This window comes from Pseudomonas thivervalensis (assembly GCF_001269655.1).
In the GTDB taxonomy this organism is placed as follows: domain Bacteria; phylum Pseudomonadota; class Gammaproteobacteria; order Pseudomonadales; family Pseudomonadaceae; genus Aquipseudomonas; species Aquipseudomonas thivervalensis.
In genome coordinates, this window is sequence record NZ_LHVE01000009.1 from 262810 (window position 1) to 285960 (window position 23151).

Here is a 23151-nt window from a genome sequence, read left to right on the forward strand (position 1 = left end):
GCCGGATGAATCGCTCATTCGACGTGACCCAATAAAAACAATCAGGGGTTACCTCATGCAAACCATCTCCGAGCATTTGCCCGCCCAGGCGCAAGCCGGCGAGCTCGATTTCGAAGACCGGACCTACCGAAAGGTCATCTGGCGGATCCTGCCCGTGTTGCTGTTGTGCTACATGGCGGCGTACCTCGATCGGGTGAACATCGGGTTCGCCAAGCTCGACATGCTCAACGAGCTGCAATTCAGCAACACCGTGTATGCCCTGGGCGCCAGTATGTTTTTCTGGGGCTATTTCCTCTTCGAAGTGCCCAGCAACCTGTTGCTGCATCGCTTTGGCGCACGGTTCTGGATCGCCCGGATCATGCTCAGTTGGGCGGTGATCTCCATGGCCGTGGCCTATACCGTGCCGCTGGCGGTGTTCTTCCACATCGAATCGAGCACGATGTTCTACGTGCTGCGCTTTCTGCTGGGCATCTGCGAAGCGGGCTTCTTCCCGGGCGTGATCCTCTACCTCAACTACTGGTTCCCGACCCACCGGCAGAGCCGGGTAATGTCCGGCTTCCTGCTGGCGCTGCCGGTCAGCCTGACCCTGGGCGGCATCCTCTCCGGTTGGCTGATGAACAGCATGCAAGGGGTGCACGGTCTGTCTGGCTGGCAATGGATGCTGCTCATCGAAGGCATTCCGTCGATCATCATGGCGTTCGTGGTGATCGTCTGCCTGGCCGACAACATCGACAAAGCCAAATGGCTCTCTGTCGCGGAAAAAGCCTTGCTCAAGGCCAATCTGCAAACCGACAACCAGGGCAAGGCCACGCGCTTGAGCGAAGTGTTCTTCAACCCTCGGGTGTGGCTGCTGGTGTTGATCCTGCTGACCTTCAACACCGGCTTCTATGGCCTGGCGTTCTGGATGCCGTCGATCATCAAGAGCACCGGCATCACCAACAGCTTGCACATCGGTTTGCTCACTGCCATTCCTTACTCGGTGGCGGTGGTGGCGATGCTGCTCAACGCTCGGCACTCCAACCGCACCGGTGAGCGGCGCCTGCATGCGGCGATCCCGGCGTTCATTGGTGGCGTCGGCCTGATCCTCAGCGCGTTCTTCGCGGATAACCTGGTGTTGTCGGTCCTGTTCCTCAGTGTCTCCGCCTCGGGGATCCTCAGCCTGATGCCGATCTTCTGGACCTTGCCGGGCACCGTGCTGTCGGGTGTCGCCGCGGCAGCCGGCATTGGCATGATCAACGCCATCGGCAACCTGTCGGGTTTCACCGGTTCGATGATCACCGCCGTGGCGGAAACCCTCACGGGCAACATCAACAATGGCACCTATGTACTCGCCTTGTGTCTTTTGGTCAGCGGTGGGCTGATCCTCGCGATCCCTGCCTCGATGCTCGGCAGGACGCCCAAGACCGCGCCCACGGCGGCGCAACTGGAGACCGCATGAACTTGCAAAACAAGCGCGTGCTGGTAACGGCTGCGGGGCAGGGCATTGGCTTGGCCAGCGCCGTTGCCTTCGCCCGGGCCGGTGCCGAGGTGTTCGCTACGGATATCGATACTCATGCCCTGGCGGGGATCGAAGGGATCACCGCCATGCACCTGGACGTCACGTCGACCATCGCCATCAGCGCCGCCTGCGAACGCATCGGTGGGCTCGATGTGCTGTTCAACTGCGCAGGCTACGTGCACAGCGGCAATATCCTGGAGTGCGATGACGCGGCCTGGGCGCGTTCGATGGACCTCAACGTCACGGCGATGTACCGCATGATCCGCGCCTTCCTGCCGGGCATGCTGGCCCGTGGCGGCGGCTCGATCATCAACATGGCGTCGGTGGCCTCCAGTATCAAGGGCGTGCCCAATCGTTTCGCCTATGCTGCCAGCAAGGCGGCGGTGGTGGGCCTGACCAAATCGGTCGCCATTGACTTCGTCAGCCAGGGCATTCGCTGCAACGCGATATGCCCGGGCACGGTTGATTCGCCTTCGCTGCGCCAGCGCATCGCCGACCAGGCCGTGCGACAGGGGGTTGATGAAGGGGAGGTCTACCGGCAATTTCTCGACCGCCAACCCATGGGGCGTATCGGCAGCACTGAGGAAATCGCGCAGTTGGCGCTGTACCTGGGCAGCGACGCGTCCGCCTACACCACCGGGGTGGTGCACGTGATCGATGGCGGCATGAGCCTCTGAATTTTCACTTGAACAGGAGCACGTCATGAAACTATTGCGCTACGGCGAAAAAGGTTCGGAAAAGCCCGGGCTGTTGGACAACAACAATCAGATCCGCGATCTCTCGGGCCATGTGCCGGACATCGCCGGGCAGGCCCTCGGCCCGGACAGCCTGGCAGCGCTCGCCGCCCTCGACCCGCGCAGCCTGCCGCTGGTTGGCGGCCAGCCGCGCATCGGCGCCTGTGTCGGCCAGGTCGGCAAATTTATCTGCATCGGTCTGAACTACGCCGATCATGCGGCCGAGTCGAACATGGAAGTGCCGAAAGAGCCGATCATCTTCAACAAATGGACCAGTGCCATCTGCGGGCCGAACGACGACATCCAGATTCCCCGTGGCTCGCTCAAGACCGACTGGGAAGTCGAACTGGGTGTGGTCATCGGTAAAGGCGGGCGCTACATCGACGAAGCCAATGCCATGGAGCATGTCGCCGGTTATTGCGTCATCAACGATGTGTCCGAGCGCGAGTGGCAACTGGAGCGAGGCGGCACCTGGGACAAGGGCAAGGGCTTCGACACCTTCGGCCCTCTAGGACCGTGGCTGGTGACCCGGGACGAAATCGCCGATCCGCATGCGCTGGACCTGTGGCTGGAGGTCGATGGACACCGCTATCAAAGCGGCAATACCCGAACGCTGATCTTCAGCGTGCCGCAACTGATTGCCTACCTGAGCCGCTGCATGAGCCTGCAACCGGGGGATGTGATCTCCACCGGCACGCCGCCTGGCGTCGGCCTGGGCATCAAGCCCAACCCGGTGTTCCTGCGCCCGGGCCAGACCATGCGCCTGGGTATCGAGGGCTTGGGCGAACAGCGTCAGGTCACGGTGCAGGCGGACTGATCAGTGGGCTCGCTGCCGTCATCGCGAGCAAGCTCGCTCCCACAGAAAGACTCCGGATGGACGCGGATATTGTCTGTGCTGAGGATCAACTGTGGGAGCGGGCTTGCTCGCGAAGGCGGCGTCACAGTCAATAAAGATGTTGAATGTGCTGGCCTCTTCGCGAGCAAGCCCGCTCCCACAGGGCCCTACGGGGCACATGAATTCTGTGCCTGTCGAAGATCAACTGTGGGAGCGAGCTTGCTCGCGATAGCGGTGGTCCGGCCTGGCCTCACTTGGAATCAACACGCCTGACCCGCTTCATCACCACCACGAAAAACACCGGGACAAACACCACCGCCAGCGTGGCGGTGATCATCCCGCCAATTACCCCGGTGCCGATGGCTTGCTGGCTAGCCGAACTTGCACCACTGGCAATCGCCAGCGGGACAACGCCCAGGATGAACGCCAGCGAGGTCATGATGATCGGTCGCAGGCGCAGGCGCGCGGCCTGGAGCGTGGCGTCGATCAGGTCGTGGCCGTCGTCGTACAGGCTCTTGGCGAACTCGATGATCAGGATCGCGTTTTTCGCCGACAGGCCGATGATGGTGATCAGGCCGATCTTGAAAAACACATCGTTGGGCATGCCGCGCAACGACACGGCCAATACCGCGCCGAGCACACCCAGCGGCACCACCAGCAGCACCGAGGTCGGGATCGACCAGCTCTCGTACAACGCCGCCAGGCACAGGAACACCACCAGCAACGACAGGCCCAACAGGATCGGTGCCTGGCTGCCGGACAAGCGTTCCTGCAAGGACAATCCGGTCCATTCCTGGCCCAGGCCTGTCGGCCCCTGGGCCACCAGCCGTTCGATTTCGGCCATGGCTTGCCCGGTGCTATAGCCCGGTGCCGGTTCGCCGGAAATACTTACCGCCGGATAACCGTTGTAGCGGGTCAGTTGCGCCGGCCCCTGGGTCCAGCGAGCCTGGACGAACGCCGACAACGGGACCATTTTCCCGCTGCTGTTGCGCACGTGAATCTTCAACAAATCCTCGACCTGGCTGCGCTGGTCGCCCTCGGCCTGGACCACCACCCGCTGCATCCGCCCCTGGTTGGGGAAGTCGTTGATGTAGGCCGACCCCACCGCCGTGGACAACACGCCGCCGACGTCGGCAAAGGAAATGCCCAGGGCATTGGCCTGCTTGCGGTCGACTTCCAGTTGCACCTGCGGTGCCTCCGCCAACGCGCTTTCGCGGACATTGATCAGCATCGGGCTTTTTTCGGCGGCGGCGAGCAATTCGCTGCGGGCCTGCATCAAAGTGGCGTGGCCGAGGCCGCCCCGGTCCTGCAAGCGGAACTCGAAACCGCTGGAGGTGCCCAGGCCATCCACGGGCGGCGGCAGCACCGAGAACGCCATGGCGTCCTTGATTGCACTGAAGGCCTGGTTGGCACGATCAGCGATGGACGCGGCTGAATCATCGCCACCGCGCTGGGACCAATCCTTGAGGGTGGTGAAGGCCAGGGCCGCGTTCTGCCCGCTGCCGGAGAAGCTGAAACCGAGGATGACCGTGCTGTCGCCGACCCCCGGCTCACCGGCGTTATGGGCTTCGATCTGCTCCACCACCTGCACCGTCCGATTTTTGCTGGCGCCCGGTGGCAGTTGGATGTCGGTGATGGTGTAACCCTGGTCTTCCACCGGCAGGAACGAGGAGGGCAGGCGACTGAATAGCAGGCCCATGCCCACCAGCAGCACGCCGTAGATCAGCAGGTAACGGCCGCTGCGTTTCAGCGCGTAGGCCACCCACCCTTGATAGCGGTCGCCGAATCGGTCGAAGCCACGGTTGAACATGCCGAAGAAACCGCCTTTGGCGTGGTGATCATCTTGGGCGATCGGCTTGAGCAAGGTCGCGCAAAGTGCCGGGGTCAAGGTCAGGGCGAGAAACGCCGAGAACAGGATCGACGTCGCCATCGACAGCGAGAACTGTTGATAAATCACCCCCACCGAGCCCTGCATGAACGCCATCGGAATGAACACCGCCACCAGCACCAGGGTAATGCCGATGATCGCCCCGGTGATCTGCCCCATGGCCTTGCGCGTAGCCTCCTTGGGCGACAAGCCTTCCTGGGCCATGATTCGCTCGACGTTCTCCACCACCACGATGGCATCGTCCACCAGGATGCCGATGGCCAGCACCATGCCGAACATGGTCAGCACGTTGATCGAGAACCCCAGGGCCAGCATCGTCGCGAAGGTGCCCATCAACGCCACCGGCACCACCAAGGTCGGGATCAGGGTGTAGCGGATGTTCTGCAGGAACAGGAACATCACCGCGAACACCAGCAGCATCGCTTCGCCGAGGGTATAGATCACTTTGGTGATCGAGACTTTGACGAACGGCGAGGTGTCGTAGGGGATCTTGTATTCCACGCCGGCCGGGAAGTAGCGCGACAGCTCATCCATCTTGTTGCGCACCAGGGTCGCGGTGTTCAGCGCGTTGGCGCCCGGTGACAGCTGCACCGCCACCGCCGTGGACGGCTTACCGTTCAGACGCGTGGAAAACTGGTATTCCTGGCTGCCGATTTCCACCCGGGCCACGTCGGCGATGCGCACCGTCGAGCCATCGGGGTTGGCCTTGAGCACGATGTCGGCGAACTCCTGCGGGGTGTTGAGCTGGCCTTTGACGACGATGGTCGCGGTGATTTCCTGGGTGCTGCGGCTGGGTAAATCCCCCAGGCTGCCGGCCGACACCTGGGCGTTCTGCGCCACGATGGCGGCGTTGACGTCAGCCGGGGTCAGGTTGAAACCGACGAGTTTCTGCGGGTCGATCCAGATCCGCATGGCCCGCTCGGCGCCGTACAGCTGGGCCTTGCCGACACCGTCCAGGCGCTTGATCTCGTTCATCACGTTGCGCGCCAGGTAGTCGCTTAGGGCCACGTCGTCGAGTTTGCCATCGTTGGAGGTGAGGGTGATCAGCAGCAGGAAGCCGGCGGAGACTTTGTCCACCTGCAAGCCTTGCTGCGTGACCGCTTGCGGCAGGCGCGACTCCACCGCCTTGAGGCGGTTCTGCACGTCGACCTGGGCCAGTTCCGGGTTGGTGCCGGGTTGGAAGGTCGCGGTGATGGTGGCGCTGCCCAGGCTGCTTTGGGATTCGAAATACAGCAGGTTGTCGGCGCCGTTGAGTTCTTCCTCGATCAGGCTGACCACGCTTTCGTCCACGGTTTGCGCCGACGCGCCCGGGTACACGGTGTAGATCTCGATTTGTGGCGGGGCCACGACCGGGTATTGCGCCACCGGCAACTGTGGAATGGCCAGGACACCGGACAACAGGATGAACAAAGCGACGACCCAGGCGAACACCGGACGGTCGATGAAAAATTGCGGCATGGCTTAATGTCCTGCCTTTGGCCCGGGAACCTGGGCGAGGGGAAGTGGGGAATCGTCGACCCGGACTTGCTCGCCGGGGCGGGCGTGTTGCAGGCCTTCGATGACGATGCGGTCGCCGGGTTTCAAACCGTGGGTGACGACCCAGCGATCGTTTTGCGCGGCGCCCAGTTGCACCGGTTGCTGGCTGACCTTTTGCTCGGCGTCCAGCAGCAACACCTGGGCGACGCCGGCGTTGTCCCGCAGGATCGCCCGTTGCGGCACGGTGATGCCTTGGCTGTTGACCGCCTGTTCGAGGCGCACGCGGATGAAACTGCCCGGCAGCAGGTCCAGATCCGGGTTGGGGAATTCGCTGCGCAGGGTGATCTGGCCGGTGCTCGGGTCGACGCTGAGATCGGTGAACAGCAACTTGCCGGGCAACGGGTAAGGGCTGCCGTCGTCCTGGATCAACGTGGCCTTGGCCTGGCCCTGGCCGACCGCTTGCAATTGCCCTGCGCGAAAGGCCCGGCGCAGCTCGTTGAGCTCGCGGGTCGACTGCGTGAGGTCGGCGTGGATCGGGTCCAGTTGCTGGATCAGCGCCAACGGCGTGCTTTCGTTCTGCCCGACCAAGGCGCCTTCCGTCACCAGGGCGCGACCGATGCGTCCGGAAATCGGCGCGGTCACCGTGGCGTACCCCAGATTCAGTTTCGCCCGTTCCACCGCGGCCTTGCTGGCGGCGACGTCCGCGGCCGTCTGGCGCACGTTGGCCCGGGCGTTGTCGTAGTCCTGGCCACTGATCGCCTTGTCATCGATCAACTGGGCGTAGCGCTGCGCCTGCAAACGGGCCTGGAACGCATTGGCCTCGGCCTTGCGCAACGTCGCCTCGGCACTGTCCAGGTCGGCCTTGAACGGCGCCGGATCGATGCGAAACAGCACCTCGCCCTGTTTGACGTCGCGGCCTTCACGAAACACCCGCTGCAAGACCACGCCGGCCACCCGCGCCCGGACCTCGGCGACCCGTGGCGCGGCGATCCGACCACTCAGCTCGTTGCTGATCGACAATGGCCGGGCCTGGACGGTTTCGACACGCACGCTTGCCAGCGGGGCCGAGGCTTCGGGGTTCGAGGCGCTGTCACAGCCACTGAGCAGCAGCGCGCCGACCAACAGGCCCAGTGTGACGAAAGGAGTCTTGGACATGGTGCTTCCCCACTATTGAGCCGCCCATGGTAGGGAGCGAGGCCCTCGGCAGGGGTGAAGCTTTGTAGGGGCTCTGTGAAATTGTGTAATCAGGTCCGAAAATGCCCCACCAACTGCTGCTGATGGTTGGCCATGGCATGCAACGAGTGGCTCGCCTGCGAGGCTTCTTCCATGCGGCGGGTCAAGGTTTCACTGATCCCGCGAATGTCGCTGACGCGGTGGCTGATGTCTTCCACGACAGCGCTTTGCTCCAGGGCCGCGCTGGCGATCTGCTGGTTCAGGTGTTCGATCACTTCCACGGCGTCGGTGATGCGCTGCAGCGCCGCCTGGGTCTTATCGACTTGCACCACACTGTCCCTGGCCAGCTCGCGGCTCGACTGAGTGCTGTGCACGACGTCCTGGCTCAGTTGCTGCAACGCTTCGATCACCGAGCGTATTTGTTCGACCGAATTCTGCGTATTGCTCGCCAGATGCCGGACTTCGTCGGCCACCACCGCGAAACCACGGCCCTGTTCGCCAGCGCGGGCAGCCTCGATGGCGGCATTCAACGCCAGCAGGTTGGTCTGCTGGGCAATGGCGCAGATCACGTCCAGCACCTGGCCGATGTGCTGGCTGTTGCCGGCGAGCGCCTGCACTTGTTCGAGGGTGGTGTCCAGGCATCGGTCGAGGCTGTCGATGCGGGTGACCGCGTTGGCGAACAATTCACGGCCCGATCGGCTTGCGTTTTCGGCAACGGTGGCGGCATCGGCCGCCTGGTGGGAATGGCGCGCCACTTCCTGGGCGCTGGTACTCATTTCATGCAGGGCGGTTGCCGCCAGCTCGACTTCCCGATACTGCGTGTGCATGCCCGCGCTGACTTCCCGGGCCACCTGCGCCGAGGTGTCGGCGGTGTTGCGTGTGTCGAGGGAGGCTTGCTGGATATCGCGGATGATGGGCTGCAATTTATCGAGAAAGCGGTTGAACCCCTGCGCCAGATGGCCCAATTCATCGTGGCGGTCGTTGGGCAGGCGCTGGGTGAGATCGCCGTCGCCGTCGACAATCGCATCGAGCATCCGTGCCACCTTCAGCAGTGGCCGGGTCACGCCGTAAGCGGTGAGCCAGATGAGCAACAGGCCCAGGCCGGCAGCCAGCAAACCCAGGCTGAGGTTGAACCAGTTGGCCTGGCGATGCTTGTCGTCCAACTGCGCCTGCATGTCCAGGGCCGGCGCTTGTACAAGCGCTTCCGGCACGCGTATCTGCAGTTGCCAAGGGGCATTTTCCGGAGCGGTTTGCACGGTTTGCTGCACATCGACAGACGTACCCGCCACGGTGCCGCTGTGGCCGGCAATTTGCCCGGATGGAGAAAGAATGTTGATTTCGCTGTGGCCGGGGTACAAGTCGTTGGCAAGGCTGGCGGCGAGTTGCTGGAGGGTATCGAGGCTGATGTCCATGCCCATCACGCCGATGACGTTGCCCTGGTCCAGCAACGGTACGGAGATGCTGCTCATCAACGTCTTCTGGCCTTCGACCTCGATCGCGTAGGGCTCCGTCACGCAAGTGCGCCCCTGGGTCTGCGGGCAGACGTACCAGGCGTTGGCCGGCTCGCTGCCCGGTGGTGCGGTGTTGGCGCTGATCTGGGCTTCGCTGAGCACCTCTTGCACCAGGTGGCCGGGTTGGCTTTGCGACCAGTACAGGGCAAAACGACCTTTTTCATTGCCGGCCAGATCGCGTTGGCCAGTGAAACCGGCATCTTCACCGACCAGCGCGTCGGGAAGCAGCACCACGTAGAAGCCGAGGACTTTTTCGCGGTTCTGAAGGGCCTGGCGGGTCGCGGCGATCAGGTCCCGGCGCAGTTGCCCGGGCGTCAGTCGCCCGTTCCACGCTTGGGTGCGCAGTTGCAGCACCTGTTGGGCAAAACCTTCCCCATAGATGGCCGTTTCGCTGAAAAACCGTTCCACCCGCTGACCGTGGGCCAGGGCCTGCGCCTGCAAACCTTCCAGGGCCGAACGCCCCAGCAGTTGACTGCTTTGCTGCTTGAGCAGCGTCGCGCCTTGCTGGCTCTGATACAGCGAGGCGCCGGTCAATGCGCCGACGACGGCGAGCAGGCATAGGCCACTCAGGAGCGTGATCCGCCATTGGATAGAGAGACGAGCGAAGAACATGCTGAAGTTTCCTGCGCTTAGGGATTTTTATTGTTCTGTGCCCAGCACTGTCTGAGCGGTGGGCGAGGTTATCTTGCGGCAGGCAGCGCCTGCCGGTTATCCCGAATCGGCAGCCGTTGTGCGCCGACAGTGGGCTAATGCGGTTCCGCTAGAAAACGCAGAACCCGTGGCGAGGGAGCTTGCTCCCGCTGGGCTGCGCAGCAGGCCCAAAAAAAGAAGGGCCGCTGCGCGACCCAGCGGGAGCAAGCTCCCTCGCCACAGGTTGTTGTTGGGTCCAGCGACATGGCCAGCGTTCCGGCATTGAGTTGACCTGTTTTGGGGCACGGCTTCGGATGCTGCCGTTTTGGGATAGCGAAGGGTTTTGGTCAGGGCCTAGCATCGAATCCAGCGTGCAAGCAGAGCAATAAGCTCTTGGAAGTCGGCAAAGCTGGCGTCTGCGATCCAGCAACAACTGCCTCATACAATAAGGTCAAGAACAATGAGCGTATCTTTCCCGATCAGCAGCTCGACGGAGTTGAAGCGCGGCGCCTTGGGCGTCGGTTTCATCATCTTCTTTGTGATTTCGGCGGCGAGCCCCTTGAGTGTCATCGCCGGCGGTTTTCCCATTGGCATCATGCTGGGCAATGGCGCTGGTACGCCGGCGTTGCTGCTCGTGGCGCTGTTGGTGTTGCTGGCGTTTTCAGCGGGCTACACCGCCATGTCCCGGCACATGACCAACGCCGGTGGTTTCTATGCGTTCACCGCTCGCGGTTTAGGGGGCTTGGCCGGTGGCGCGGCGGGGGTGTTGGCGATGTTCGCCTACAACATTCTCCAGGTCGGGCTGTATGGCATGTTCGGTGGCGTGGTCAGCGGTACGATGGCCAGCGTTTTTGGCCTGGATTTGCCGTGGTGGACCTATTCGCTCCTGGCGATGGCCAGCGTTGCGATTCTTGGCTATCGCAAGATCGACCTGTCGGCCCGGGTGCTGTCGGTGGTGGTCATTGCCGAGTACCTGGCGATCCTGACACTGGATTTCGCCATCCTCAAGACCGGTGGCGACAGTGGCATCAACCTCGATTCGTTCGATCGCAGCCAGGTGTTCAGCGGCACGCCGTCCATCGGCTTGCTGTTCTGCTTCGCGGCGTTCATCGGCTTCGAGGCCACCACCATCTACGGCGAGGAGGCTCGGAACCCACACCGTACGATTCCCATCGCCACCTACAGCTCGGTGCTGTTGATCGGTGGTTTCTATGCCCTGTCGGTCTGGGCGATGGTGATTGGCGTCGGGGCGGACAAGATCGTGCCGACCTTGCAGGCGCTGCAGGATCCGACCACGTTCATCTACGGCATGTCCGATCACTTTGTCGGCCCGCAACTGACCCAGATCATCCGCGTGCTGTTCATGGTCAGCATCTACGCCGGGCTGCTGGCGTTCCACAACGCCGCGGCGCGTTACTTCTATGCCATCGGGCGTGACGGTTTGCTGCACAGCCGCCTGGGCACCACCCACCGCGTGCACCAGAGCCCGCACATGGGCTCGGTCCTGCAAAGCCTGATCGCGGCGGTGGTGGTGCTGATCTTCGCCGCCCTGGATGCCGATCCGATCCTGCAATTGTTCGCCTGGTTCTCCAACCTGGCCACGTTGTGCGTGATCCTGCTCATGGCCCTGACCTCGGCGGCGGTATTCGTTTACTTCCGCTCGCACCCGGAGTTGAAGCTGGGGCTCTGGCGCGGTCGGATTCTGCCGGGCTTTTCGTGCCTGGCGTTGTTGGCAGTCCTGGCCCTTGCGGTGATGCATTTCGACGTGCTGACCGGCGCCAGCCAGCTTTTGTCCTATGGCCTTTGCGCGGTCATTCCCGTCGCGCTGATCGTTGGTGTGTTCCTCGCCGCCCGATTGCGCAAGGCCTCGCCTGAGCGGTTCATGGCGTTGGGCAGCCACAAGCTCTAGGGCGCCGCGCGACCACATCAATCTACCCAGAAAATAAATCCGCTGCCGTTCGGGACGGTCCGGCAGCGCGTGAAAGGAAGGTGTCATGCACGATTATCAAATGTTCATCAATGGGGCCCGGGTCGACGGCGAAAACGGCCACTTCGATGTGCTCAACCCGGCGACCGCCACTGCGTTCGCTCGCTGCCCGGCCGGTTCCCTGGCCCAACTGGACCTTGCCGTCGAAGCGGCGCAAGCGGCTTTTCTCGAGTGGCGCCACAGCCGCCATGAAGATCGCCGCCAGCGCCTGCTGGACATCGCGGCGGACATCGAGCAGGACGCCGAAGCATTGGCCCGGCTGATCGTCCTGGAACAGGGCAAGCCGCTGGAACTGGCGTTCTCCGAAGTGATGGGCGCGGTGGCCTGGACGCGCTACGCCGCCGAACAACAGATCCCCGTGGAACTGGTGGAGGAGACCCCGAGCCAGCGCATTGAACTGCACCGCAAGCCGTTGGGCGTCGTCGCGTCGATCACGCCTTGGAACTGGCCGTTCATGATCGCCGTCTGGCACATCATGCCGGCGTTGCGGGCCGGCAACTGCGTGATCAGCAAACCGTCGAGCCTGACCCCTCTGAGCACCCTGCGGCTGGTGGAGATCATCGCGCGTCATGTGCCGCGTGGCGTGATCAATAGCGTGACCGGCGAACAAGGGTTCGGCAGTGCAATTACGGCCCATACCGGTATTCACAAGATTGTCTTCACCGGCTCGACCGCCACCGGCCAAAGCGTGATGCGCGGCGCCGCTGGCAACCTCAAGCGCCTGACCCTGGAGTTGGGCGGTAACGATGCTGCCATCGTGCTGCCTGGCACGCCGGTCGAGGCGGTCGCCGAAGACATTTTCCAGGCGGCCTTCCTGAACATGGGCCAGACCTGCGCCGCTCTCAAGCGTTTGTATGTCCACCAATCCCAGTACGAAGCCTTTGCCGAGGCCCTGGCCGTTATCGCCAGGCGTCAGGTGGTGGGCGATGGCTTGACGCCTGGGGTCACGTTTGGCCCGGTGCAGAACCTCGAACAGTTGAAGCTGGTTGAGGTACTGGTGGCCGACGCCGGTGCCCAGGGGGCGCGGGTGTTGTGCGGCGGTGCGCGTCTGGACCGCCCGGGCTTTTTCTACCCGCCGACGCTGGTCGCCGACGTGACCGACGGGCAGCGCCTGGTGGACGAGGAACAGTTCGGTCCGGTGTTGCCCCTGATCGCCTACCAAGATGTCGAGGACGTCCTGCGCCGCGCCAATGCCGGCGACATGGGCCTGGGTGGGTCGGTCTGGGGCAGCGACAGCGAGCAGGCCCAGGCACTGGCCAGTCGCCTGGAGTGTGGCATGGCCTGGGTCAACTGCCATGCGCAGATCCAGCCGAATACGCCATTTGGCGGCAGCAAGATGTCCGGGTTCGGCGTCGAGTTCGGCCTTGAAGGGTTGCTGGAGTTCACCGGCCAGCAACTGCTGTACGTACGCAAGCGTGAAACACAGTGAGGACGGCAACCATGTACGAGCACTACAAGACAGCACAGAAGAAGTTCTGGCACCCGATGAGTTCTTCGGCGCCCGCTAACCGCTCCAAGACGTTGATCATCGCCCGTGGCGACGGCAACTACATCACCGATATCGAGGGGCATCGCATGCTCGACGGTGTCGGCGGCCTGTGGAACGTGAATGTGGGCCATAACCGGCCTTCGGTGAAGGCGGCCATCGCCGCGCAGCTGGACGAACTGGCTTATTACCAGACCTTCGACGGCATCGCCCATCCGCGGGTGTTCGACCTGGCCGAGCGGCTGACGTCGATGTTCGCCCAGGAAGACATGGCGCGGGTGTTGTTCAGTTCCGGCGGTTCCGATGCGGTCGAGACGGCCCTGAAAATGGCCCGCCAATACTGGATCGCCAGCGGTGAGCCAGGGCGCACGCGCTTCCTGTCGTTGCGCAATGGCTACCATGGCGTGCACATGGGCGGCACCTCCGTGGGCGGGAACGGGGTCTATCACTACAACCACGGGCCACTGTTGGCCGGCTGTCATCTGCTCGATACGCCGTGGCTGTACCGCAATCCCTGGGATTGCCGCGATCCGGAGGAACTGACTGCTCACTGCATTCGCCAGTTGGAAGACCAGATCGCGCTGCTCGGCCCGCAGACCATTGCCGCGTTGATCGCCGAGCCGGTGCAAGGTGCCGGCGGTGTGATCGTGCCGCCGGCGCATTACTGGACGCGGCTGCGGGAAGTCTGCGACCGCCACGGCATCCTGTTGATCGCCGATGAAGTGGTCACCGGGTTCGGCCGCACCGGCTGCATGCTCGGCAGTCGGGGTTGGGGCGTCGCGCCCGACGTGTTGTGCCTGGCCAAGGGCATCACCGCCGGCTACATCCCCATGGGCGCCACGGTGTTCAACCAGCGCATCGTCGATGCCATCGAGAACGGCCCGGGTTTCAGCAACGTGATCATGCACGGCTACACCTACAGCGGACACCCGACGGCGTGTGCGGCGGCCCTGGCGGTGCTGGACATCGTCGAGGCCGAAGACTTGCCGGGCAACGCCGGGAAAGTCGGTGCGCAATTGCTGGAGCAATTGCAGCCGCTGACCGAACGTCATGCGGTGGTGGGCGAAGTGCGCGGCAAGGGCTTGATGATCGCCGTGGACCTGGTGGCGGACAAGGTCACACGCGAGCCGCTTGACCCGGCCAACGGCCTGGCCTCGCGCATCGCCGAGCAAGCGCGGCGCGCCGGCGTATTGGTGCGCCCGATCGGCAACAAGATCGTGATGTCTCCACCGCTGACCCTCACCGCCGGCGAGGTCACCCTGATGGTCGACGCGTTGGACAGCGCGCTCGCCGACTGCCGCTAATCTGCAAGCCGGCGCGGTGTGCCGTGCCGGCTCCCTGAATATAAAAACAGCCTTCAAAAGGCGCAGCACAAGGAGCTCCAGCCATGCGGAACCTATCGCGTATGGAATTTTTCGGCAGTGGTCTGGCCTGCACGCTGGCGCTTTGCGCCGCGAGTCAGGTCCAGGCCTATGAGTTGTATGCCGATGACGACACGCATTTCAACGCCGACATGCTGGCCGTGTTCGGCCATTTCAACAGCCGCAAGAACTACGACGGCAGGCCCGGCGGTTCAACCTGGCGCGAAGGCTTTATCAAGTATGGCGTCAGCGGCGACCAGGGATCGGCAGGTCATGGCACCGCCTACGGTGCGTTCAGCCTGGTCAGTTCCGCCACCTGGGGGGATGGCGACGCGGCCGGCAATTCGCTGGGCAGCGAGCGTACGACGAAGATCGAAGACGCTTACCTGGGGTGGCGCTCCGCCGACCTGTTCCCCGTGCTGGGACAGGACGGTGTCGACATCTCCGGCGGTCGCCAGGTGGTCAAGCTGGGCAGGGGATTTTTGATTAACGATGACGGGCCGAACCTGGGCAAAGGGCCTGCCGACGGTCGCTTGAATCGCGGTGGTGCCTACTACCTGGCGGCCCGGCACGCGTTCGACCAGACTGCCGTGTTGCGCTTGGGTGGGCAGGAGGGGCTGCATGGCAGCGTGGTGTGGCTCAAGTCCGACAACCGCGCCCAGGCCGAAACCGAACTGGCCGCCGGCATGCTGGACTACACCGCCAAGGCTGGGACCTTGGGATTGACCTGGATCCATGGCCTCGACGTGAACGACCAGTGGGCCAGTGATTTCCAGAAGCAACGCAAGGGCATGGACGTCTACAGCATTCGCGGTGAAGGCGACGCGGGCATCGAGAACGCCAGCCTGGCATTCGAATACGCCTGGCAAGACAAGGACGCCGGCCCGCAGAACGCCTGGTACGCCGAGGCCGGCTACACCTTTGCCGACCTCGCCTGGGCCCCCAAGCTGACGTACCGCTACACCCGCTATTCGCAGAAGTGGGATTCGCTGTTCACCGGGCAGAGCACCGGTTATGGCACCTGGTTCCAAGGCGAAGTCGCAGGCAATTATTCCGGCCCCTTCAACAGCAACACGGGTATTCATCATGTCGGCCTGACAGCCACGCCGTTGGAGAACCTGACCCTCGGTGCCTTGTACTTCGACTACAACACCGTACGTAAAGACAATGCCCTGAACCTGGACGCCCGTGAGCTGGACCTGTATGCCGAGTGGGCGGTGAACGAGCATTTGATCGTCACGCCGCTGATCGGCCTCTACAAGCCGGATCGGGACGCGACAACCGGCGGCAATCAAGTGACGGGCAATGGCACCAACGTGTACAGCCAGGTGACGGTGGCCGTGCCGTTCTGAAGTGAGGGCTGATAGAGAACCTTGTGGCGAGGGAGCTTGCTCCCGCTGGGTCGCGCAGCGGCCCCTCTTTTTTGGGGCCTGCTACGCCCGAAGCGTCGGACCGGTCCAGCGGGAGCAAGCTCCCTCGCCACTGGTTCTGTGTTTTTCTTAAGTGATCGGTATGGCGCAATTCCTTGCTAATTCGCAGCAGGCGAATGTTGCATCCGCTCAGCAATCCGCCGGGTCGTGTCCATCACCATTTCAATCACGGTTTCCTGGCGCAACAGCTTGAAGCTGTCGGTGCTGCCGACGGCCGAAAGGCTGCCCACCACGTCGTCGAGCTCCGGGTTGACGATGGGGGCCGCGATACCGGTGAGCCCCAGGTTGAGTTCGTCGTGGGTCATGCAATAGCCGTCCTTGCGGATCTTTTTCGCGGCCTTGGAAAAGCTTGCCCAGTCATAGCCGCTGTCGGGGGCGTTGGCCAGGTGCTCTTCGAACAGGCGTTGCAGGCGTCGGCCTTTCTGGAAGGCGATCAACACCTTGGATTGCGCACCGCGAAAAAACGGCAGCGGCTGGCCGCGGCCGAACGAGAACTGGTAGGTGTCGCTGGGTTCGGCGATGTAGGTGTTGATGATGCGACCGTCGTAGAAAACGCTGGCGAACACCGCCAGGCCAGTGGCGTCGGACAGCTCGTGCATCAACTCGCGGCCGGCCATCAGGATCGGGTCGTACTGCCGCATCATCCAGTCCAGCTCAATGACGCGTGGCCCCAGGCCGTAGCTGCCGGCATCCACCCGCACCAGCAGGCCGGAGTCGCACAAATCCTTGACGTAGCGGTACACGGTCGCCCGTGACAGGCCCATGCGCTCGGCGATGGTATCGGGGTCGATCTTCAGCGTGGCCGGGCCGAAAAGGTCCAGCACGCTCAGCATTTTGCTCAGACTGCTCATTTCGCTCCTAAAGGGGGAATGGCGCGTAAGGGGTCGTTGGGTGAGCACTATAGGTAGCCGCGGCGGTGATGAAAAGCCCGCGCACGCCCTCAGGAGCGCATTGCCACGGTAACCGAACGCTTGAGAAATGCAAGCTGATTCATGGTCGTTTTATCTTAATAAATTAGCATTTATCTCAAAATATGATTTTAATGCATAAAAATAACTTGTTTTGTCGATTCTGCTGTGTGATAAATCTCAGCCACTGCAAACGCTCGATGAAGAGGGCTGGAAATGAATGGTGCGCAACTGATAGTGAAAGCGGCGGTGGCGAGCGGTATCGAATACTGCTTCGCCAATCCCGGGACGACTGAAATCCCTCTGGTGGCGGCCATGGCCAGCGCGCCAGCCCTCAAGCCGGTACTGTCCTTGTTCGAAGGGGTGTGCACCGGTGCCGCCGACGGTTACGGCCGGATTGCCGGCAAGCCGGCGATGACCCTGACACACCTCGGCCCAGGCTTTGCCAATGGCATTGCCAACCTGCACAACGCACGGCGCGCCAACACCCCGATCGTCAACGTCATCGGCGATCACGCGTCCTGGCATGTCAATTACGATCCGCCGTTGGCCAGTGATATCCAGGCGTTGGCCGGCAGCGTTTCCAAGTGGGTACGTACCTCGCGCACGGCATCGGGCATTGGTGAAGATTTCCAGGAGGCGGTGCGTGCCGCCTGGCAAGCCAACGGCCAGATCGCCAGCCTGATCCTGCCGATGGACCTGCAAGCCAACACCGTGCAGCACGAGAAAGCCTTCACGGCATTGCAGGCGCCGGTCCGGCGTTTTGCCGGTGACCGGATCGAGGCGGTCGCCCAGGCACTGCGCGATGGCCGGCGCCTGGTGTTTATCGTTGGCGACCAAGGCTTGTCCGTCGCCGGCCTCGAAGCGGCGGGGCGCCTGGCCCAACTGCCGGGCGTGCGCCTGTTCGCCGAAACCTTTCCGCGCATGAGTTATCGCGGGGGTGGTCTGCCCGACCTGGATCGCCTGCCTTACTTCCCTGAAGTGGCCATCGAGATCCTGGATCAATACGACGCGGTGGTTTGCGCCGGCGTCCCCGAACCCATCAGCTATTTTGGCTACGAAGGCATTGCGTCCCGGCTGGCAGAGCGTGAGCGTCTGCTGTGTCTGGCTGAGGTGGGGGATGATGTTGCCGGAGCGCTCACTGCGCTTGCCGATGCCCTTGAAGCGTCGGCTTATGTGCCCACGCCAACCGGTATCGAACTGCCGCCCAGCGAAGCCACGTTGACGCCCCAATCCGTGGGCCAGGTGCTGGCCGCGTCGCTGCCGGACGACTGCATCGTTTCGGTGGAAGGCGGGACGTGCGGCTATCCGTTCTTCACCGCCTCGGCCCATGCCGCACGGCATCGGGTCCTGACCAACACCGGCGGGGCCATCGGCCAGGGCATCCCGGTGGGCTTTGGCGCCGCCATGGCCGAGCGTGGCAACACGGTGTTCTGCCTGCAGTCGGACGGCAGTGCCCAGTACACGATCCAGACGTTGTGGAGCATCGCCCGCGAGCAACTGCCGGTGGTGATCCTGATCGCGGCCAACCATCGCTACGCCATTTTGCAGAACGAACTGCGCCGCTTCGGCATGACCGAGCTGGGCCCCGAGGCCCTGAGCCTGACTGTACTGGACCGCCCACGTATCGATTGGAAGGCCCTGGCCAAGGGCTACGGCTTGCCGGCCAGCACCGTGCACACCAACGGCGAGTTGCAGCGCGCCCTGGCCAACGCCAAGGCCGACGGCGGTCCTTGCCTGATTGAAATGGCGCTGTGAAGGAGCGGATATGAACCCGATTCAATTGTTACCTGCGGTCGAGAAGTTCCTGTCGCAACCGGGGCGCCTGTTCATCGGCGGCACCTGGCAGGATGCCGCCGATGGCCGTCGGTTTGCCGTGGAAAACCCGGCCACTGAACACACCCTGGCCGAAGTCGCCGAAGGCGGCGAACGCGACGTCGATGCGGCCGTTGCCGCCGCCCGTGCGGCCTTCACGGGAACCTGGGCGCAGCAGTCGCCGGCCCAGCGCGGGTTGCTGTTGTTTCGCCTGGCGGAACTGCTCGATCAACATCGCGAAGAGCTGGCGCAACTGATCACCCTGGAAAACGGCAAGCCGATCGCCGCAGCCCGCGGGGAGGCGGCCAGCGCCGCGAATATCATTCGCTACTTCGCCGGCTGGCCGACCAAGATCGAAGGCAGCACGCTGCCGGTGTCGCCCACCAGTGGCGCGCCGATGCTCAACTACACCTTGCGCGAGCCGGTGGGCGTCTGCGCGTTGATCGTGCCGTGGAACTTCCCGCTGACCATGTGCGTGTGGAAGCTCGGCCCGGTGCTGGCGACCGGTTGTGTCGCGGTGCTCAAGCCTGCCGAACAGACGCCTCTGGTTGCCATTCGCCTGGTGCAACTGATCGAGGCTGCCGGCTTCCCGGCCGGGGTGGTCAACTTGCTGACCGGCCTCGGCGCGCAGACCGGCGCACCGCTGGCCCAACACCCGGACGTGGACAAGATCGCCTTCACCGGCTCGACCCAGGTGGGACGACTGATCGCCCAGGCCGCCACTGGCAACATGAAGAAGGTCTCCCTGGAGCTGGGTGGCAAGTCCCCCAACATCATCCTGCCGGACGCCGACATCGTTCGGGCCGCCAAAGGCGCCGCCGATGGGATTTTCTACAACCAGGGCCAGGTCTGCACCGCTGGATCGCGTCTGTACGTGCACGCCAGTGTGCTCGACCAGGTGCTTGAAGAACTCCAGCGCCACGCGGCCGCCCATGTGTTGGGGTCCGGCCTGGATCCGGCCAGCAGCATGGGGCCGCTGGTCTCGGCCCGACAATTGGGCACGGTGCGTGGCTACCTGCAACGGGGCCAGGAAGAGGGTGCCGAACTGATCTGCGGCGGTGACCGGCCGGCCCACCTGGAGCGCGGCCACTTCATCCGCCCCAGCGTGTTTCTCGACCGCGCCGAGCGCGCCTGTGTCGCCCGGGAAGAAATCTTCGGCCCGGTATTGACCGTCATGAGCTGGACCGAAATCGATGAACTGGTGCTGCGCGCCAACGACTCGCCTTACGGCCTGGCGGCCGGCCTGTGGACCCGTGACTTGCGTTCCGCCCATCGCGTGGCGGCGCAGTTGAAGGCCGGCTCGGTGTGGATCAACTGCTGGAACGTCGTCGACCCGGCGTCGCCCTTTGGTGGCTACAAGCAATCCGGCTGGGGTCGGGAAATGAGCAAGAACGTGATCGATGCCTACACCGAAACCAAAAGTGTCTTCGTCGATCTGGCCTGAGCCGAATAATCACAAGAGGAACTGCTATGGATCTGGAATTGAAGGGCCGTGTGGCGATCGTCACCGGCGGTGGCATGGGCATCGGCAAGGAGGTAGCGCGCTTTTTGTCCCAGGAAGGTTGCAAGGTGGTGATCTGCGCGCGACGCATGGAGTTTCTCCAGCAAGCCGCCGAGGAAATCACCGCAGAAACCGGCAACGAAGTGCTGCCGCTGTTCTGTGACACCAACCAGATGTCGGCGGTGTCCGACATGGTCGAGGCGGCCCACAAGCACTTTGGCCGCATCGACATCCTGGTCAACGGCGCGGCAGCCCCGTCCGGTGTGGTGCGCAACGACATCGAGCATGCCGGCGACGACGAATTGCTCTCGGACCTCAACACCAAGGTGATCGGCTATTTCCGTTGCGCCAAGGCGGTGACCCCGCACATGAAGGCCGGCGGTTTCGGTCGCATCATCAACATCGGTGGCCTGACCGGGCGTGGCAGCAAGGTGCTTTCGGGCATGCGCAACCTGGCCATCGCCCACATGACCAAGACCCTGTCCGACCAACTCGGCCCGTCCGGCATCACGGTCAACCTGATCCACCCCGGCGTGGTCGACACCCCGCACATCCAGGAGCTGTACGAACGCGAAGGGGTCAAGCAGGGCAAGACGCCCGCGCAGGTGGAGCAGGGCTACATCGACGCGACGCCGATCCGACGCACCCTGGCGCCCATCGAAATGGGCTGGCTGATCGGTTTCCTCGCATCGCCCAAGGCCGGCGCCGTGACCGGAGAATCGATTGGCATCGACGGCGGCTTGACCCGTGGCATCTTCATTTGAGGAGCAACAGTGATGAGTAACGGAACCCTTTTGGTCGCCACCGTCGGGCAAGCGGTCATCCGCAGCGCCGACGATGGCCGTACCTGGCATCGCCTGGGGCTGGGCCAGGACCTGGAATTCGATGCGATCACCCGGTCCCTGAGTTTTCATTCGGGTACGCCCGAGGTGATCTATGCCGGCACCGACGTCGGCCTGTGCGTCAGCCACGATACCGGTGGCCATTGGCAACGGGTGGATTCGCCGTTCAATGGGCAGACGGTCTGGAAAGTGGCCGTGGATCCCCAGGATGCACAGCGGATTTTCGTCGGCACCGGTGCGCCGTCGCGCGCCGTGCTGTGGCGCACCCTCGACGGTGGCCAGACCTGGGATCGTGCCCCGGTGGAGATCCCGGAGTTCTGCGACGGCGTCAGTCGTCCACGCTTGCTGGCCTTCGCCTACGACCCGACGGACCGCAACCAGCTCTGGTTCGGCCTGGAAGAGGGCGGGTTGTTCCACAGCCGTGACGGTGGCGACAGCTGGACCCGCGTCGACGATCGCTTGCTGTGGGACTACAACTCGGACGTGCACAACATCGTGGTCCTGCCCAATCATGGGCAAAAGGTCATCGTCGTGGTCTGCGTCAACGCCGTTTACCGCAGCCTCGACGAAGGGCAGACCTGGACCGGCATCGTCGCCCGGGAAACCTTCGGCCTGTACTACGTGCGCGCCATGAATGCCGCGTTGGGCAGCGAGGATACGCTCTACCTGAGCATCTCCGACGGCACCCCAGGCACCACCAGCAAGGTGCTGGTCTCCCGGGATGCCGCCCTCGGTTGGGAAGTGCTGCCACTGCCGCAACAACCCAACTCCTGCGTCTGGGCGATTGCCTTGAACCCTGCCGATCCTCGCCAGATCGTCGCCGGTACCAAGTACGGGCACTTGTTCACCTCCGAAAACGGCGGTGACGGCTGGCAGAAGCAGTGGCGTGAGTTCAGTGAAATCGCTGATGTGCTCTGGACGCCCGCCGTGGCGCAAATCAAGTCCGGGCATCAATCCATCATCAAGAAGAACTGAGGGATCGCGCGATGAAAGTCGAAGTCGTTCGTACTCACCTGTCGTTGTTTGTCAGGGACCCGGAAGTGTCGGCGCGCTGGTACGCCGACGTGCTGGGCATGCATGAAAGCGCCCGGGGTGAAAGCTGGATCATGATGGCGTTTGGTGCCAAGCATCACGACATCGCATTGCTCCGCGCAGAACCCGGGGCGCACCAGGGCGGGCTGGGGTTGCAGCACTATGGGCTGGAGATCGCGGGCGACATGACCACCCTGCGCAAGCTCTACGGCATGTTGCTGAACAAGGGCGTCGAGGTGGTGAAGATCACCGACCACGAAATCGGCAACGGTGTGTATTTCAACGACCCCGATGGCAACCGCATGGAATTTTTCCTCGAGTCCGAACACGACGACGCGCTCGGCAAGGCCCGCTTCAAGGCCGCTGGGGCCCCCAGTCGGCACTTCGATCTCGACCCACTTTGAATGAGACTGCTCTTATGAAAACCGCAAATTTCGCCAGCTATCACATCCGCAAATGGTACAGCTTCGTCGAGGAAACCCTGGCCAACGAAACCGGCCAGTTGGCGGATGGCGAGCCGCTGTTCAAGTACGCCATTGGCGCGGTGATCGCCAACCCTTATGCCGGTCGTTTCAGTGAAAGCCTGGCCGAATTGATAGAACCGTCGCCCTTGCTGGGCCAGGAGTTTGGTCGGCGCATCCAGGCCTTGGCCGGCGAGCGTGAGATTGTCAGCTACGGCAAGGCATGCCTGGTGGGCAGCCAGGGCGAATACGAGCACGGCAATGCGTTGCTGACCAATCCGGCGGCGGATCCGATCCGTGTCGCGTTGGGCGGCGGCAAGTCCTGGGTGCCTTCCACCGGCAAGCGCGGCGGGCCTGGCGTGACCATCGACGTGCCGCTGGCCCACAAGGACGCGTTGTATGTCCGCTCCCATTACGACAGCATTTCGCTTTCGTTCGGTGACGGTCCCTCGGCCGACGAGTTGATCATCATCTGGGCCTTCGCCACGCGTGGGCGTTTGCATGCACGTCTGGGCGGTCTCCAGGCCGTTGACGTCAAGGGCAATGACGGCCTGTATTGAGGGGCGCTGATCGTGGAAAGCCA

Annotated in this window: 17 protein-coding genes and 1 pseudogene; 13 read left to right on the plus strand and 5 right to left on the minus strand. The window is 63.2% G+C overall.

Annotated elements, in window-relative coordinates; all coding sequences use genetic code 11:
- Nucleotides 1-55: 55 nt before the first annotated feature.
- The 3 genes from AD659_RS13535 to AD659_RS13545 are packed head-to-tail and all read left to right on the plus strand — an operon-like array spanning nt 56 to nt 3049.
- Nucleotides 56-1438, plus strand: a complete 1383-nt coding sequence (locus AD659_RS13535) for an MFS transporter (RefSeq protein WP_053121981.1) — start codon at nt 56-58, stop codon at nt 1436-1438.
- The gene (locus AD659_RS13540; protein WP_053121983.1) at nt 1435-2175 is read left to right on the plus strand and encodes an SDR family oxidoreductase; all 741 of its coding nucleotides are present in this window, start codon (nt 1435-1437) and stop codon (nt 2173-2175) included. Before AD659_RS13535 ends, AD659_RS13540 begins: the two co-directional genes overlap by 4 nt.
- A 25-nt stretch (nt 2176-2200) precedes the next feature.
- Nucleotides 2201-3049 carry an ureidoglycolate lyase gene (locus AD659_RS13545; protein ID WP_053121985.1) on the plus strand — a complete coding sequence of 283 codons (849 nt, stop codon included), beginning with the start codon at nt 2201-2203 and terminating at the stop codon, nt 3047-3049.
- A 268-nt stretch (nt 3050-3317) separates the two neighbouring features.
- Here the strand turns inward: AD659_RS13545 and AD659_RS13550 are convergent, their stop codons facing one another.
- The 4 genes and pseudogenes from AD659_RS13550 to AD659_RS30505 all read right to left on the minus strand — a co-directional run.
- A complete protein-coding gene (locus tag AD659_RS13550) occupies nt 3318-6413 on the minus strand; it encodes an efflux RND transporter permease subunit (RefSeq protein WP_053121986.1) in 3096 nt (1031 codons plus the stop codon).
- A 3-nt stretch (nt 6414-6416) separates the two neighbouring features.
- A complete protein-coding gene (locus AD659_RS13555; protein ID WP_053121988.1) occupies nt 6417-7586 on the minus strand; it encodes an efflux RND transporter periplasmic adaptor subunit in 1170 nt (389 codons plus the stop codon).
- An 89-nt stretch (nt 7587-7675) separates the two neighbouring features.
- Nucleotides 7676-8431: a methyl-accepting chemotaxis protein gene (locus AD659_RS30500; RefSeq protein ID WP_408003309.1), complete on the minus strand. Its 756-nt coding sequence runs from the start codon at nt 8429-8431 to the stop codon at nt 7676-7678.
- Nucleotides 8432-8533: 102 nt separating this feature from the next.
- Nucleotides 8534-9727 (minus strand): annotated as a pseudogene (locus AD659_RS30505) (PDC sensor domain-containing protein); the annotation flags it as partial.
- A 478-nt stretch (nt 9728-10205) separates the two neighbouring features.
- On the opposite strand from AD659_RS30505, the gene AD659_RS13565 reads away from it, so the two are divergent.
- The 4 genes from AD659_RS13565 to AD659_RS13580 all read left to right on the plus strand — a co-directional run bounded on the left by AD659_RS13565 (nt 10206) and on the right by AD659_RS13580 (nt 15931).
- Entirely contained in the window at nt 10206-11654 is a 1449-nt protein-coding gene (locus AD659_RS13565) for an APC family permease (RefSeq protein WP_053121992.1), read from the plus strand.
- A gap of 85 nt (nt 11655-11739) precedes the next feature.
- A complete protein-coding gene (locus AD659_RS13570) occupies nt 11740-13161 on the plus strand; it encodes an aldehyde dehydrogenase family protein (RefSeq protein WP_053121993.1) in 1422 nt (473 codons plus the stop codon).
- An 11-nt stretch (nt 13162-13172) separates the two neighbouring features.
- The gene (locus tag AD659_RS13575; RefSeq protein WP_053121995.1) at nt 13173-14522 is read left to right on the plus strand and encodes an aspartate aminotransferase family protein; all 1350 of its coding nucleotides are present in this window, start codon (nt 13173-13175) and stop codon (nt 14520-14522) included.
- 83 nt (nt 14523-14605) lie between these two features.
- The gene (locus AD659_RS13580) at nt 14606-15931 is read left to right on the plus strand and encodes an alginate export family protein (protein ID WP_053121997.1); all 1326 of its coding nucleotides are present in this window, start codon (nt 14606-14608) and stop codon (nt 15929-15931) included.
- A 176-nt stretch (nt 15932-16107) separates the two neighbouring features.
- On the opposite strand, the gene AD659_RS13585 is transcribed toward AD659_RS13580, so the two are convergent.
- A complete protein-coding gene (locus AD659_RS13585) occupies nt 16108-16860 on the minus strand; it encodes an IclR family transcriptional regulator (RefSeq protein ID WP_053121999.1) in 753 nt (250 codons plus the stop codon).
- A 273-nt stretch (nt 16861-17133) separates the two neighbouring features.
- Here AD659_RS13585 and AD659_RS13590 point away from each other — a divergent pair, with 273 nt between their 5' ends.
- Genes AD659_RS13590 through AD659_RS13615 form a run of 6 tightly spaced genes read left to right on the plus strand, consistent with a single transcriptional unit; the run spans nt 17134 to nt 23128 of the window.
- Nucleotides 17134-18675: an acetolactate synthase large subunit gene (locus AD659_RS13590; protein ID WP_053122000.1), complete on the plus strand. Its 1542-nt coding sequence runs from the start codon at nt 17134-17136 to the stop codon at nt 18673-18675.
- Nucleotides 18676-18685: 10 nt separating this feature from the next.
- The gene (locus AD659_RS13595) at nt 18686-20176 is read left to right on the plus strand and encodes an aldehyde dehydrogenase family protein (protein ID WP_053122002.1); all 1491 of its coding nucleotides are present in this window, start codon (nt 18686-18688) and stop codon (nt 20174-20176) included.
- Between the two features lie 26 nt (nt 20177-20202).
- Nucleotides 20203-20997 carry an SDR family NAD(P)-dependent oxidoreductase gene (locus AD659_RS13600; RefSeq protein ID WP_053122005.1) on the plus strand — a complete coding sequence of 265 codons (795 nt, stop codon included), beginning with the start codon at nt 20203-20205 and terminating at the stop codon, nt 20995-20997.
- A 12-nt stretch (nt 20998-21009) separates the two neighbouring features.
- Nucleotides 21010-22050, plus strand: coding sequence for a VPS10 domain-containing protein (locus AD659_RS13605; protein ID WP_053122007.1), 1041 nt, complete (start codon nt 21010-21012; stop codon nt 22048-22050).
- A gap of 11 nt (nt 22051-22061) precedes the next feature.
- Nucleotides 22062-22511 carry a VOC family protein gene (locus tag AD659_RS13610; protein WP_053122009.1) on the plus strand — a complete coding sequence of 150 codons (450 nt, stop codon included), beginning with the start codon at nt 22062-22064 and terminating at the stop codon, nt 22509-22511.
- Between the two features lie 14 nt (nt 22512-22525).
- Nucleotides 22526-23128, plus strand: a complete 603-nt coding sequence (locus AD659_RS13615) for an amino acid synthesis family protein (protein WP_053122010.1) — start codon at nt 22526-22528, stop codon at nt 23126-23128.
- Nucleotides 23129-23151: the final 23 nt, after the last annotated feature.